At 58.2% G+C, this 14320-nt stretch carries 13 protein-coding genes and 2 pseudogenes; 9 read left to right on the forward strand and 6 right to left on the reverse strand.

Annotated features, from left to right (window positions below; all coding sequences use genetic code 11):
• Both QD357_RS30720 and QD357_RS30725 read left to right on the forward strand, forming a co-directional pair.
• A pseudogene (locus QD357_RS30720) lies at nucleotides 1-421 on the forward strand (bifunctional methylenetetrahydrofolate dehydrogenase/methenyltetrahydrofolate cyclohydrolase); the annotation flags it as partial.
• A 629-nt stretch (nucleotides 422-1050) separates the two neighbouring features.
• On the forward strand, nucleotides 1051-2142 hold the full coding sequence (locus tag QD357_RS30725; RefSeq protein ID WP_414125789.1) for a porin: 1092 nt from the start codon (nucleotides 1051-1053) through the stop codon (nucleotides 2140-2142).
• A 151-nt stretch (nucleotides 2143-2293) separates the two neighbouring features.
• Here QD357_RS30725 and QD357_RS30730 read toward each other — a convergent pair whose 3' ends face one another.
• Nucleotides 2294-2905, reverse strand: coding sequence for a TetR family transcriptional regulator (locus tag QD357_RS30730; protein ID WP_107107552.1), 612 nt, complete (start codon nucleotides 2903-2905; stop codon nucleotides 2294-2296).
• A gap of 241 nt (nucleotides 2906-3146) precedes the next feature.
• Nucleotides 3147-4361: an ROK family protein gene (locus QD357_RS30735; protein WP_414125790.1), complete on the reverse strand. Its 1215-nt coding sequence runs from the start codon at nucleotides 4359-4361 to the stop codon at nucleotides 3147-3149.
• A gap of 193 nt (nucleotides 4362-4554) precedes the next feature.
• Here QD357_RS30735 and QD357_RS30740 point away from each other — a divergent pair, with 193 nt between their 5' ends.
• The 5 genes from QD357_RS30740 (at nucleotide 4555) to QD357_RS30760 (ending at nucleotide 10997) form a co-directional block, all read left to right on the forward strand.
• Nucleotides 4555-5829, forward strand: coding sequence for an ABC transporter substrate-binding protein (locus QD357_RS30740; RefSeq protein ID WP_414125791.1), 1275 nt, complete (start codon nucleotides 4555-4557; stop codon nucleotides 5827-5829).
• 69 nt (nucleotides 5830-5898) lie between these two features.
• Nucleotides 5899-6783 carry a carbohydrate ABC transporter permease gene (locus QD357_RS30745; protein ID WP_107107555.1) on the forward strand — a complete coding sequence of 295 codons (885 nt, stop codon included), beginning with the start codon at nucleotides 5899-5901 and terminating at the stop codon, nucleotides 6781-6783.
• Nucleotides 6783-7634: a carbohydrate ABC transporter permease gene (locus QD357_RS30750; RefSeq protein ID WP_107107556.1), complete on the forward strand. Its 852-nt coding sequence runs from the start codon at nucleotides 6783-6785 to the stop codon at nucleotides 7632-7634. Before QD357_RS30745 ends, QD357_RS30750 begins: the two co-directional genes overlap by 1 nt.
• A gap of 58 nt (nucleotides 7635-7692) precedes the next feature.
• Nucleotides 7693-8838, forward strand: a complete 1146-nt coding sequence (locus QD357_RS30755) for an ABC transporter ATP-binding protein (protein ID WP_107107557.1) — start codon at nucleotides 7693-7695, stop codon at nucleotides 8836-8838.
• A gap of 17 nt (nucleotides 8839-8855) precedes the next feature.
• Nucleotides 8856-10997, forward strand: a complete 2142-nt coding sequence (locus QD357_RS30760) for a beta-galactosidase (protein WP_414125792.1) — start codon at nucleotides 8856-8858, stop codon at nucleotides 10995-10997.
• A gap of 50 nt (nucleotides 10998-11047) precedes the next feature.
• Here the strand turns inward: QD357_RS30760 and QD357_RS30765 are convergent, their stop codons facing one another.
• The 3 genes from QD357_RS30765 to QD357_RS30775 form a co-directional block, all read right to left on the reverse strand.
• The gene (locus QD357_RS30765) at nucleotides 11048-12064 is read right to left on the reverse strand and encodes a PAS domain S-box protein (RefSeq protein WP_414125793.1); all 1017 of its coding nucleotides are present in this window, start codon (nucleotides 12062-12064) and stop codon (nucleotides 11048-11050) included.
• A 490-nt stretch (nucleotides 12065-12554) separates the two neighbouring features.
• Nucleotides 12555-12965 carry a DUF4174 domain-containing protein gene (locus QD357_RS30770; protein ID WP_107107559.1) on the reverse strand — a complete coding sequence of 137 codons (411 nt, stop codon included), beginning with the start codon at nucleotides 12963-12965 and terminating at the stop codon, nucleotides 12555-12557.
• Between the two features lie 148 nt (nucleotides 12966-13113).
• On the reverse strand, nucleotides 13114-13473 hold the full coding sequence (locus tag QD357_RS30775) for a hypothetical protein (protein WP_414125794.1): 360 nt from the start codon (nucleotides 13471-13473) through the stop codon (nucleotides 13114-13116).
• Between the two features lie 70 nt (nucleotides 13474-13543).
• Here QD357_RS30775 and QD357_RS30780 point away from each other — a divergent pair, with 70 nt between their 5' ends.
• On the forward strand, nucleotides 13544-13876 hold the full coding sequence (locus tag QD357_RS30780) for a four-helix bundle copper-binding protein (RefSeq protein ID WP_107107561.1): 333 nt from the start codon (nucleotides 13544-13546) through the stop codon (nucleotides 13874-13876).
• An 11-nt stretch (nucleotides 13877-13887) separates the two neighbouring features.
• Complete coding sequence (locus QD357_RS30785) at nucleotides 13888-14052, forward strand: hypothetical protein (RefSeq protein WP_181316026.1); 165 nt, start codon at nucleotides 13888-13890, stop codon at nucleotides 14050-14052.
• Nucleotides 14053-14101: 49 nt separating this feature from the next.
• Here the strand turns inward: QD357_RS30785 and QD357_RS30790 are convergent.
• Nucleotides 14102-14320: pseudogene (locus QD357_RS30790) on the reverse strand (DNA topoisomerase IB); the annotation flags it as partial.

Below are 14320 nucleotides of genomic sequence, written 5' to 3' on the forward strand. Positions count from 1 at the left end.
ACTACTGAATGCCGTCGTCATCGGCCGTTCCAACCTGTTCGGCAAGCCGATGGCGCAACTGCTGCTTCATGCCAATGCGACGGTAACGACGGCGCATTCGCGGACGAAGGACTTGGCCACGGTGGCCCGCAACGCCGATATCCTGGTGGCGGCGGTCGGCCGGCCGGAAATGGTGAAGGCGGATTGGGTGAAGCCGGGTGCGACGGTCATCGATGTCGGCATCAACCGCATCGCAGCACCGGAAAGAGGCGAGGGCAAGAGCCGTCTGGTCGGCGATGTCGCCTTTGCCGAGGCCGGCGAAGTTGCCGCCGTCATCACCCCGGTTCCGGGTGGTGTCGGGCCGATGACCATCGCCATGCTGATGGCCAACACCTCGATCGCCGCGCATCGCGCCGCCGGTCAGACGCCGCCGAAATTCTAAAGCCTGACGCATGATCCCGAAACCGATCAAACGGTTTCGGAATAGATCGTGCCCAGCGAAGCATCTTACTCGGCCGGCGCCACGCCGGTCGAGGCACGCACGATCAACTCGGCTTTCCAAAGCTCCTGCTCGGGAAATGTTTCGAGCTGCTTGATTCGCGATGGCGAAGGCCTATGGCGAGAGCGTCCACCATGATTCCGGATTCGACCTCCGATGACGATCCAGAATCCGGACGCAGCTGACACGGCCACAAAATTATCTCGCCAAAATAGCAACATCCGTTATACCCAGCGGCCTAAATGACCGTACCGAAGCCGATAGTTGCATATTGGTCACAGCGGTCGAAGCTTGTAATAAGGGTGCCTTCATATAATTGACAAACATACCGTTGGTTTGTAAAAAAACTCAGGACATGAATATGTCTTGCGGCCGAAGCATCGGCCGCATCGGTAGGGCATTTCAAGGCCGTGTCGTCGGCGGGACAAGAGGGACTCAAGCCAACACCAGGCAGAGCAATCGCAGAGTTGTTCGATCGTATTGATGCGATGCCAATCCTCCTTATGAGGGCGGCAAATGAACCTCCTTGCGTGCGGAATCTTTGAAATGCATATTGCAACCAGGAGTTTAAGATGAATTTGAAAAGCCTTCTGATCAGTTCTGCTGCCGCGCTAGCCGCAGTTTCCAGCGCGCACGCAGCTGATGCTGTCGTCGCTGCCGAACCGGAGCCCCTTCAGTATGTTCGCATTTGCGACGCCTATGGCGCGGGATATTTCTTCATTCCGGGTACCGAAACTTGCTTGAAGATCGGCGGCCAAGTTCGCACCGAAGGCGAGTGGTACGATGCCTATAGCCCGACGAACAAGACCGGCACATTGTGGCATACCCGCGCTGAACTCAATCTCGATACCGCAACGGATACCGAATACGGCCCGCTGAAGACCAACATGGTACTGCGTTGGGACTGGAGCGAAGGCAATTCGACGACCACCAAACTGCTGTTTGCCAATATCAGCCTCGGTGGCTTCACGGTCGGTAAGGCAGACTCGCAGTACAATTCGTACATCGGCTACGCCGGCGACGTCATCAACGACGACGTGATCTATGATGGTCCGTACGAACTCAACCAGATCACCTACAACTACGACGCCGGCAACGGTTTCACGGCTGTGGTCTCGGTTGAAGACTCCAACTCCAGCGGCTCGGGTGCATCCTATGGTTCGAGCTGGTGGAGCGATGACAAGGCGGATCACTACGCTCCGGACGCCGTTGCTGGTGCTGGCTTCAAGTCCGGCATCTGGGGTGTCAAGGTCGTCGGCGGTTACGACTCGATCGTCGAAGAAGGCGCTATCAAGGCTCGTGTCGACGCCGACTTCGGCGCCTTCTCGGCCTTCTTGATGGGCGGCTGGAACACGGACGGCGACAAGCTCAACAAGTACGCCGGTACCAACCTGGACCGCTCTGCTTGCCCGGCAGGTCGTCCTGATCTTTGCGGCTGGGGCGACTGGGCTGTTTGGGGTGGCGTTGGCGTTMCGATCAACGACAAGCTGAAGTGGAACCTGCAGCTCGCCTACACCGACTCCAAGATCTTCGCCGCTACGACGAACGTCAAGTGGAACCCGGTCAAGAACCTGCTGATCGAACCCGAAATCTCCTACACGGATTGGGATTCGGTCAATCAGGACCAGTGGGCCGGCATCCTGCGCTTCCAGCGTAGTTTCTAATCTGAAGTTATCCGGCCTCGTGCCGGGTAGAAGAAGCCTGCGGTTTCCAATCCCGCAGGCTTCTTACACTGATCGGTTGACCTCCGATCAAATACGGAAAGGGTTCGGTTTTCCCTACCGAATCCTTTCTAACTAAGCGCCTGGCTGGCCTCTAATGCGTCGGAAACCAGGTGGCGAGGATCATTTTGATGAGAGCCTGGCCGCAGGGAACCAATTGAAAGTCGCCTCTATCGAGAGCCCATTCTCCGACCAACCCTCCAATGATCGCGGTCAAAGCGGAAGCGGCGGTATCTGCCGTCCAAGGAGGAGGCAACGGCCTTATGGCGTCCATGGAATGAAAAATTCTCGCGAAGTGCTCCCGCATGTCATGGCGGAAGGAATCCCCGCTGCCTGCGACTTCCTCGCAAAATGCCATGTCGAGATACATGATAACTTTCAATAGGCCGCGTTTACGCGGTTCCTGCTGAAGCTCTGCGAATGTTGCCGAAATCGTCTCCGCCAGCAGTTCCAGCGGATTGGGTGCGTGTCCTTCCGCAATTCGCTCCGCAAGTTCCTTGAACGGCTGCTGCGCCTTATCGCGGATCGCAAACAACAGGCCTTGCTTGTTCTTGAAGTGCCAATGGACCGCTCCGCGCGTAACGCCTGCCGCCGTTGCTATTTCGTCCAGCGTGACATTTTCATAGCCGTTGTCGAGAAACAATGCTTCCGCCGCGCGCAATATCTCGCGTCTGGTTTCAGCAGCTTCCTCCTTTGTGCGTCTCATTTTTTTATTCCCCTCCTATTTCCGAGCTGCGCCCCTTCAGCCCTCCCACATAGTCATAACGTCGATTATTGTGCTTACAACACCGTTACCTGCGTGAAGCTTTTCCCCTGTTAATCTACGGCTGTTATTGCGCTCGGTCACTGGCGACCGCGAGAGCGGTCATTTTCGATCAAAACGGCCTGCTTGTTGGKGGTAGCAAGCTCGCAACCGGCATGTCGCGAACCTTTCCTGCAACAAGCGGCTAACCGGCGGATTTCTGTGTGCCGCCGGCGTATGTTCGGCCAATGTCGGTGAAGCCGCTCGACAATTCAAAATCGAACATCTTTTGGGTGACGAGCGCGGCCGCGCCGCGGGCCCAGGAGTTGTCTTCCCAGTCCGGAAGCAGGGGAGGGGCTGTTCTGAAGGTCCTGGCAGCCAGGGCATCCCGCAGCGGTCCGAGAAAATGGTCGCCAAACGAGACGGCTTCGCCGCCGGCAACGATGACTTCCGGATCCGTGATGTTGACGAGATTGGCGAGCGCAGTTCCGATACTTTTGCCGGAATGCTCGACAAGGGCGACCGCTGCCTCGTCGCCGGCAGCCAGCGCACTGCGGAGTTCGGGAAGGCCTTTGTCTTCGCCATACCCGGTTGCTTCGCGCCAGCGTCTCAAGATCGACACTTCGGAATGATAGGCCATGAGACAGCCGCGCTTGCCGCATTCGCATACGCGGCCATTTTCTTCATAAAGCGTATGGCCGAACTTGCCGGCCGCGCCATTTGCGCCGCGATAGAGCTTTCCCTCGATGACGAGCGCGCAGCTTATGCCGACACCCACTGCGAGGACGGCCATGTTGCGATGCTGTCTTCCCAACCCAAAAAGCTGCTGCGCAATGGCATAGGCGTTGGTGTCGTCTTCCAGCCAGACCGGTACGTTTGCGCGCGTTGCCACAAGCGAGGCGAGGGGTACATTGTCCCACTGGAAGCGATGACTGCGGACACACGCCGTCTGTTCATCGTTGATGACGCCCGGCATAGAAATGCCGATACCCGCGAGCTTGGCATGCGGGCGTCCGGCGAGCTTGACCATTTCAGGAACGGTGTTGGCGAGCAGGTCGGCGACATAGTCGGGCTCATGACCGGTAAGCGGTATCCGTATTGCCGCCAGGGGATTCGTCGCAAGGTCGGTTGTGACACATTCAACCGAATCCGTCATCAGCTTGAATCCAACCGCGAGCCCATGCTCGTAGTTGATCTGCACCGGGATCGGACGCCTGCCGGTAAGGCCGGTCACGGCCTGGCCTTCCACAACGATGCCTTCCTCACAGAGATCGCCGACAACGAAGGTCACGGCTGCAGGGCTTAGCCCTGTAATTGTTGCGATATCGGCGCGACTTCGCGGCCCCTCCATGCGCAAAAGATTGAGGATCAGGCGTCGATTTAGCGCCCTTGCCGTGCTCTGATCGCCCTTCAGCTTCACTTTTAGTTCCTTAATTTTGTAAATTAATTATTGCAGGCTCTATCGATCTATGCATAACTCCACCCGCCGATCAACTCCGGATGCGGTTTCCGCCCTGAGAATAAGCGACAAAATCGGCGCGTTAAATGCCTGACATGCATCTCGAGGGGAGAGCTTGCCAGGACGTGTTGATCGATCAACTGGGAGGAACTCTATGGTGCATTTCAAGCAAATCTTTCCATCCACTCGCCGCAACTTCCTGAAAAGCGCAGGTGCCGTATCGGCGGCAGCTCTGGCGGGCGGCCTGTCCGCGCCCGCAATTGCCCAGGCGCAGAAAGTCACGGTGATCTCGGCGGAAAACAATGCCGAGGCGCTTACGGTGCTGAAGACGATCGCAGAGAACTTCGGGAAGGAAGCCGGGGTCAGCGTCGTCATCAACAACATGGACCACGAGGCCCACAAGACGGCCATTCGTAACTACCTTGTTGCCGGCGCGCCCGACATTTGTACATGGTTTTCGGGCAATCGCATGCGTGCTTTCGTAAAGCGCGGCCTCTTCGACGATATTTCCGATCTGTTCGAAAAGGAAAAATACAAGGATGTGCTCGGCGCGACGACGGGAACGGTCACCGTCGATGGCAAGCAATATGGCCTGCCGACGGGCGGCACCCTTTGGGGGATGTTCTACCGCAAGGATGTGTTCGATCAGCATGGCCTGACTGTGCCGACGACGGCCGAGGAATTTGTGGCTTACGGCGACAAGTGCAAGGCGGCCGGTCTCACCCCGATCGCCATGGGAACCAAGGAACTCTGGCCGGCTGCCGGTTGGTTCGATCAGATGAACCTGCGTATCAATGGCCTCGACAAGCACATGGCGCTGATGAACGGCGAGATGAGCTATCTTGATCCATCCCTGAAGCCGGTTTTCGACCAATGGGAAGGGATGATCAATAAGGAGTTCTTCACCGCCAACCATACGTCGTTTGGCTGGCAGGAGGCCGCAGCGCTGCTCGCCCAGAAAAAGGCCGGCATGATGAATCTCGGCGCCTTCCTAAAGTCCGCCTTCACCGCCGAGGATCTGCCGCAACTGTCTTATGCCACTTTCCCGGTTCTGGACACGAAGGTCGGTCACTTCGAAGAGTTCTCGGTCAATTCGATCCACATTCCTGCGAACGCGAAGAACAAGCAGGGCGCTCGCGAATTCCTCGCCTATTTCTACAAGCCGGAAAATCTCGCGGCCTATCTGGAGCCCGGCGGAAACGTGCCGCCGCGCAACGATCTTCCGCCCAGCAAGGACCCGCTCGTCAACGTAGCAGTCGAGACGTTGAAGAAGCTACAGGGTGCTTCTCAGTATTACGACCGCGACAGCGACCCCGATATGGCTCAGGCCGGCCTCGTCGGCTTCCAGGAATTCATGGCGAAGCCCGATCGGCGCGACTCCATTCTTCAGCGCCTCGAAGGCACCCGCAAGCGCATCTACAAACTCTAGTTCTCCTCCCGGTGCCCGGGGAGCGGAAGCGCGCTTCCGCTCCCTCATAACTCCAATGAGGCTCTGGATATGTTGATGATTTGGCGCCGCCAACGTTGGTGGCTCACTCCCACTTTGCTTATCGCACCGGCGATCCTGCTCTTTTTCACGGTCATCCTGCTCTCGGCCGTGCGGAGCGTCTGGATCAGTTTTCACGAGTGGGACGGTTTCGGCCCGATGAACTGGGTCGGTTTTGGAAATTACATCGAGCTTTTCAACGACCCGCAGTTTTACGTTTCGCTGAAGAACAACCTCATCTGGCTGATCATGTTCATGGCCGCACCGCCGCTTGGGCTCGCCATAGCGTTGCTGGTCAATCAGAAAATAAGGGGTATGCGCTTCCTGAAGTCCCTGTTTTTCATCCCGCTTGTGCTGGCTTCGGTCACGGTGGGGGTCGTGTTCACATGGGTCTATACGCCGGAGTTCGGACTTCTGGCCCTGATCTTCAAGGCATTCGGCGCAACCGCCCCGGCGGTTCTTTCCGACGAGCACTTTGTGACATTTGCGATCGTCATCGCAGCGCTTTGGCCGCAGGTTACTTTCTGCATGGTGCTCTATCTCGCCGGCCTGAACAATCTGAGCGAGGAGCTCATAGGCGCAGGCCGCGTGGACGGGGCGAGGGGATGGAACATGTTGTGGCACATCGTCCTGCCGCAACTGACGCAAGTAACCTTCATTGCCATCGCGGTGACAGTCGTCGGTGCGCTTCGGTCCTTTGACATGATCTCCGTGATGACGGCCGGAGGCCCGTTCGGATCGTCCTCGGTGCTGGCCTATCAGATGTACGAGCAGTCGATCTTCTCTTACCGCTTCGGCTACGGCGCGGCGATCGCATCCGTTCTTTTCGTGATCATGGCCGTCTTCATCACCTGGTACCTTTCGCGCATCATTCGCACAGAAGAGAGAGGTGGCTGATGTATCCTCGCCCTATTCCGGAAACAGCCATCTGGCAGCGACGGTTTTATGTCCTGGCGGTGCTGCTTGTCCTCCTTCTCTGGCTCTGCCCTCTGTTTGCGATCGTCCTGACGTCGTTCCGTTCAACGACCGATGTMATGAGCGGCAATCTGTGGGGCTGGCCGACCGAACTCGGTGTGGTCGACAACTACACGGCGGTCTTCACGCAGACCCCGATGGCCCAGTATTTCCTGAACAGTCTGACGATCACCATTCCCTCGGTAATCGGTGTCCTGGTTCTGAGCACGCTCGCGGGCTTCGTTCTCTCCCGCTATCGCTTTCCGGGCAATATGCTGATCTTTGCGCTCTTCGTTGGCGGCAATTTCCTGCCGCACCAGATCATGATGATCCCGGTGCGCGATCTTATGGTGCGGCTGAATCTGATAGACACGACGACAGCGCTGATCATCTTCCATGTTGCCTTCCAGACAGGATTTGCGACGCTCTTCATGCGGAACTTTATCGCCGCCTTGCCTGACGAACTCTTTCAGGCGGCCCGCGCGGAAGGGGCAACCCCTTTCCAGACGCTCATCCATGTTGCCGTGCCACTGGTCCGGCCAGCCCTTGCGGCATTGGCCATTCTGATCTTCACCTTCATCTGGAACGACTATTTCTGGGCAGTGGTGCTGACGGTCAGCGACTCGGTGAAGCCCGTGACTGCCGGTCTTGCCAATCTGCGCGGAGAATGGGTTTCGGCATGGAACCTCATTTCGGCAGGCACGATCGTCGTCGCCGTGCCGCCCGTCATCATGTTCTTCCTCATGCAGCGCCATTTCATCGCTGGTCTCACCATGGGGGCCGTCAAAGGATGAACAAAGAGGCATTTCCTTTCCCAAAATCCAGAATTCCAACAGCAGAGAGCCAGGAAGCATGACCAGCCTCGAACTGCGACAGATCAACAAGAATTACGGTGGATACCACGCCTTGCGCGGGATCGACCTTGCCGTCGAGCAGGGGGAGTTCATCGTCATGGTCGGGCCTTCGGGCTGCGGCAAGTCGACCCTCCTCAAGACGATCGCCGGCCTCGAAGGGATTTCGTCCGGCCAGATCATGATCAATGGCCGCGACGTCAGCAAGGAAGAGCCGGGGGATCGTGGCATTGCCATGGTCTTCCAGTCCTATGCGCTTTACCCGCATATGACCGTGGCGGAGAACATGGGGTTTGGCTTGCGCATGGCCAAACGACCCAAGGCCGAAATCGATGCCGCCGTTGCGCGCGCCGCCAAGATCCTGCGCATCACCGATCAGCTTGAGAAACGGCCGAAGCAACTGTCGGGCGGCCAACGGCAACGTGTTGCCATCGGCCGTGCCATCACCCGTTCTCCGGATGTGTTCCTCTTCGATGAACCGCTTTCGAATCTCGATGCGGCGTTGAGGACCCAGATGCGCGTCGAGCTGAGCAGTCTGCACGCAGAACTCGGTGCGACCATGGTCTACGTGACCCACGATCAGGTGGAAGCCATGACCATGGCGAGCCGTATCGTGGTGCTGAACCAAGGCGTGATCGAGCAGGTGGGCTCACCGCTGGAACTCTACAGAAATCCCGAAAATCTCTTCGTCGCGGGTTTCCTTGGAGCTCCGAGAATGAACTTCCTTGCCGTAACCGTGGACGAGGTCTCCGGCCGGGACGTTCGGGTCTCCGCGCCCGGCATCATCCCGTTGACGGTTGAATTGTCGGATGGAGTGGCGCCGCAAAAGGGCGCCGACCTGACGCTCGGTGTTCGGCCGGAAAACATATCGATCGTCACCGATGTCGCACATGGCGGTGCGATCGAAGGGCAGGTGCAACTGGTCGAGCACCTCGGTCGTGAGACCATCCTCTACGTTGACGCGGGCAGCCTGCGCACCATCGCGTCGGAAAGCGGCACCGGAAATATCACCGTGCAGCTCAGCTACGTCGCTCCCTTCACATCCGGCCAAGCAGTGGCCCTGAAGCTCGACGCCAAAGAGCTTTATCTCTTCTCATCCAATGGCGGACGCACGATCAGCGCCCGCAAAACGATCATCGACAAATGAATTCGGGAAATAAGTCCGTGTCTGACAAGAACATTGCTAAGACCCCATCCGCTTGGAATACCGTCAAGACCGACCGCTTTCTCGTCGGCGCTCCCCACTATCCCGAGCATGTCGACGAGAGCTATTGGGAGCGCGATGCCGAGCGCATGGCGAAGGCAGGTTTCAACGTCGTGAGAATGGCGGAATTTGCCTGGCATATTCTCGAGCCCAGGTTCGGCACCTTTGATTTCGATCTGTTCGACCGCGCCATAGCCATGCTCGGGCGGTACGGGATCGATACGATCATGTGCACGCCGACGGCCACGCCGCCGCGCTGGCTGACGGTTGCCCATCCCGAGATCCTGCGCGTTGACGCCAAGGGCCGTCCGATGAGCCACGGATCGCGTCAACACTGCGATACGGCAAGTCCCGTATTCCGCGAACACAGCCGCCGCATCACCCGGGCGATGGCCGAACACTATCGCGACAACCCGCATGTTGTCGGCTGGCAGACCGACAATGAACTGAACACGAGCATGCCGGAGAGCTACTCGAAGGCGACGTTGAGCGAATTCCAGATTTTTCTCGCCGAGAAATACGGCACTATCAGCAAGCTGAACGCGGTATGGGGCGGCGATTTCTGGGCAACTGCCTATGACAGTTTCGACCAGGTTGTGCTTCCGATCGAATTCGGCCCGACCTTCCCCAGCCCCGGCCATGTGCAGGACTACCATCGCTTCCTTGCATTTGCGACGGCGCGGTTTCAGCACGATCAGGTCGAGATCTTGCGGGCCGCGAACCCATCATGGTTCGTCTTCCACAACCTTGGCGGCCTGCGGGATATCGATTTCCGCGGTCAGTTCACCACCGATCTCGATTTCGTCGGCTACGACATTTATCCGATGCTCTACGACGAGTTTCAGCGCATCGGAAACCACGCAAAGGTCCAGGCCCTGCACCTCGATATATGCCGCGGCTTTTCGGGTAACTATATCGTGCCGGAGCAACAGTCCGGCTTTGGCAGTCAGCCGGGCTTCTGCACGCTGACACCGGAGCCGGGCGAGCTTCGGCGCATGGCCATGTCATCGGTCGCGCATGGGGCTGACGGACTGATGTTCTTCCGCTGGCGTCCAGCCCATTTCGGTGCCGAGATCTACTGGATGGGTATCATCGACCATGACGACGTCGGCCGTCATCGCTATGACGAAGCCAAGCAGTTCGCGACCGAAATGACGGCGCTGAAGGACAAGATCCTTGGCACATACGTACGCATGGATGTGGGCATTGCCGGTTCGGACTTCGACAATCAGGAAGCCCATAAGACCTACTCGATTGGACTGCCAAGCCCCCAGGACGAGGCGATTCTCCTGCACCAGTATTGCTATGATCGCGGCATCGCCTGCGGCTTCATTCATCCCGAGGATGATCTTTCGAAGCTGAAGCTGTTCTACGTTCCGCATTGGGTGATGTGGAAGGATGAATGGACTGACAAACTTCAGGCCTTCGCGGAGCAGGGTGGCACGGTCGTTATCGGCGCACGCACGGGCACGCGGGACGAGAACAATCACGTCATCAGGCAGACTGCCCCCGGTGCGTCCCTTTCCAAGCTCGCTGGCGTGCGCGTCGAGGATTTCGGCCGTCTTGCCGCACCCGGCGCAAGCGGATTGTTCGACGTGATGGAGCGCTCGGGTGGCCTGGTAGTGCCGCCAAACAGGCCCGCGGAATCGCAGCGCAGGACGCGCCGTTTCAAGATCGGCAACCAGGAACTGACTGCCGGACATTTCTACGAAAACCTCGCCGTCGACGCGGATACCGAGATCGTCGCCGCCTGGTCCAATCGTTATGCGGACGGTCAGCCGATGGCGACCTCTCGCAAGGTCGGCAAGGGGCAAGTCGTCTATCTCGGCACCTATCTCACGCCCGAACTGACGGCTGCGCTATCCGAACGGCTGTTCCCGGCGGCAGATGTTCAGCCGCTTGTGGACGACCTTCCGGCTGGCGTCGAGGTCACTATGCGCATGAACGAGGAACGTAGGCTGCTGTTCGTCCAAAACTACACCGATCAGCCCACAAGCCTCGTTGTGCCCCGCGGCAATAACCTGCTCGACAACGGAAAGGCCGTCGCCGGCGGGCTTGATCTCGATGGCTATGGCTGCGCAATCATCGAATTGGAACGCTGAGCAGGGGCGCCGGCAGACTAGCCGATCAGGACGCACGGGAAGCGGTGATGTCAGCGAGTCAGGTTCTCCAGCGGAACCCGCAAATGAATGCGAAGCCCTTCCGGCCTCCATTCCCGTGTGATCGATCCCCTGAGCGAGCCTTCGACGGTCACTCGCTCAAGCTGGGATCCGAAGCCGGTGCTTTCTCCAGGTGACGTAACGGCTGGGCCGCCAGTTTCCGTCCAGATCAGGCTGAGTTCGCCGTCCGTTACAAGGTCGATCCTGATTTGCCCMTGCGGGAGGGAAAGTGCTCCGTATTTGATCGCGTTGGTGGCGAATTCATGTAGCAGCAACGCGAGCGATGTCAGCGCGGAGCCTCCAATCGGGGCATCCGAGCCGTGAATCTGTATCCGCTGCCGATCGTCCTCCCGATGAACGGCAAGAACCGCGTCAAAGAGGGAAAGGAGAGTGGTCGACGGTCGAGCGGTTACATCTCCGGAAAGATCCGGCAATGTCAGTTCATGAACGCGAGCCAAGGAAACGATCCGTCTGCGCAGATTGTCGGCAAGATCCTGCGCGCTTGTAGCCGATCGCAGGCTCATCGTGATCAGTGCATTGGTGATTGCGAACATGTTCTTGATGCGATGGTTCATCTCGCGCAGGAGCAGCGTCTGGCGTTCGCGCTCACGTTTGCGCTCGGAAATGTCCCGCGCGATTTTCGACGCTCCGATGATCGACCCGTCCTCGTTGCGGATCGGCGATACAGTGAGGGAGACATCGACAAGGCTTCCATCCTTGCGCCGGCGCACCGTCTCGTAGTGATCGACCCGTTCGCCTCGGCGGATTCGCCCGATGATCGTTGTCTCCTCGTGGAGCCGCTCATCAGGGATCAGAATGGTGATTGGCTGGCCAATCATTTCTGCCGGCGTAAATCCGAAGAGGCGTACGGCGCCGCTGTTCCAGCTCGTGATGATGCCGCCAAGGGTCTTGCTGATGATCGCATCATCGGAGTTTTCGACGATGGCGGCCAGCCAGCCATCCGCCGAAGGCGCATGCGATCCATATTGCTGGGTGAGATTCTCGCTCAAGCTTCTACTCGGAGTGGGTTCTCCTTCATTGGATGCCTCCTCCGAATCCAGTGACACGGAGACCAAAGAGCCCGTTTCGTCAGCGGCCCTAGCCTTCCCTTTCCCCATCATCATCTCCCGGAAAGCACAGGTTACAATGAACCCATCCTCTCCATCTGCCGGCTTGTAGTCAAACCCGGCCTGCTGCCGTGTTCGGCATCGAGACCGCGTGCATTCGGCACCTCGGTTGCGTCGGTCGGCCGCTCATCCGGCCCTTTCGCAATCCCAATCCCGTAAATTGCAGATCGATGCGAAGGACTTTGGCGACCGCACGATTTTCTCATATGGTTCGGGAACCTTCAACGTGGCTGTAGGTTCGAAAGCCGGATCGCGTGGAATTTGTCCCTTCTGCTAATGCCCCATCGCCGTCTGCGCGGTCCACCTCTCCTTTCAAAACTCGCCATGTGAAAGCGGACGCGGCCGCCAAACGCCTATCGCTCGCCGTTTCGAATTATGACGTCGACGGCGGGAGCTTGTCGAGGACACCCAGGATGACGGTTGCCGGCAGAGGCGCATGGGATCTGAGTTTGGTCATGCCATCCAATCCGACCAATACCATTTCGAATTCGTCGTCCGACGGGCCTTGCAGATCGCGTCGGATATCGTCGGCGTCGAGTTCGTACGGCTCCTCGAAAAGCTGAAAGACCCCGCCACCGGCGACCCTCAGCACGGTCACGTCATGATCGGTCAGGTTCTTTTCATGATGCAGAAGCTCCTCCTCCTGCCTTATGGGCCGGTCATCATTGGAACCTTCGAAGAGTACGAGGACGTTGCACCTGTTGCGAAACGATGCGAGGCTCGGACAAGGATCACGTAATTTGTCGTCCGCTCCAGCGAATTCTCTGAAAAGCGACCTGAGCATCGGAAATTCTCCTTTTGGAAGGGTGGCGCGGCATCGCTGAGTAAAAATCAGGCCATTGGCGCCAGAGATATAAATCCGCCAGCGGCGCGTCTTGTTCCGCCGGCTCGTCTCTCGGATCGCGGCCGATCGCGATAGGTCACGCCTCGCATTAAATCTGTCCTTGAAGGTTGAGGCTGCCGCGCATGCACGCAACGCGTCGCTCGGCATCGGTTATGTCATGGGCCCAAAAGCTGATGCTGAAGATCCGGCCATCGAACTCGTATTCAGCGAGGAAACGAAACATATGTTGTCCAAAATCATCGACGATACGAAATTCGGCCTCCGGATTGCTCTCCTCCCGCCAAGCCTTCGAAAACTTGATAACGGTCATCACCGAAACTCCTGTTCCATCCAGACCATTCGACCAAACCCATGAGGGAGCCGTTTGTTGCGTGTGGACGCGACAAGCGGGGAAACCGGCGATTTCGGCTGCATGGATCGCGATCAAAAGGCCGAGGGCCGGGAACAATGGCGGGCCTGCCGGCTTAGGCCCGGTAGTCATGACGAAGCTTGAGACGCAACAGCCCAGGGAGACGACAATGCATTTGGATAGCAAAACACAGCAATGCGTCGAGAACTGCCTGCGCTGCTACAGCGTTTGCCTGTCCACGGCGATGAACCATTGCCTGGAAGTCGGTGGCGAACATACCAAACCCCAGCATTTCAGGCTGATGATGGCGTGCGCGGAGATATGCCGCACGTCAGCGCATTTCATGATGATCGGCTCAAGGCACCATTCGCATGTCTGCCGCGAATGCGCGGAAATCTGCAGCGAATGCGCTGTGGATTGCGAGCGGATCGGCGATATGGCGGAGTGCGTGGATGCCTGCCGCAAGTGCGCCGAGACCTGCCTGCAGATGGCGGCGGCGTAAGAGAGGCAGAAATGAACGACGATGAGACCGATCAGAAGCGGGTGGAACCTCCGACATTTGCAGCTCAAGATGTTCGCCAGGGCGAGATTATCCTGAAGCGCCACTGGCAGCGCCTGGTTTTCATCGGAGGCTTGCTGGCCGCGGTTCTCGTGATCTTGCTGCTGCGATTTGCCTGAGATGCCACGAATGTCGCGGTCACCTGCGATCGGATAGATAGACTACTGGTCACTCCAGCTCTTCCAGCCAGCGCAGCACCGCTACCTCGTCTTCATCCAACCATTTCAGAATGCTGGATCTTTTCCTCACCTTCGTCTTGGCGATCTTCGCCAGGCTGCCGTCCTCGAAACCTTCGAACACGCCCGGATGTATGTAGGATCCTCGGCAGACGGCCCGTGTATTCACCAGTTTCGCGGCCACTCTGTCGACGATCTCGTTTATCTGCCT

The sequence above is a fragment of the Rhizobium sp. BR 317 genome, assembly GCF_047445835.1.
GTDB classification, from domain to species: domain Bacteria; phylum Pseudomonadota; class Alphaproteobacteria; order Rhizobiales; family Rhizobiaceae; genus Rhizobium; species Rhizobium paranaense.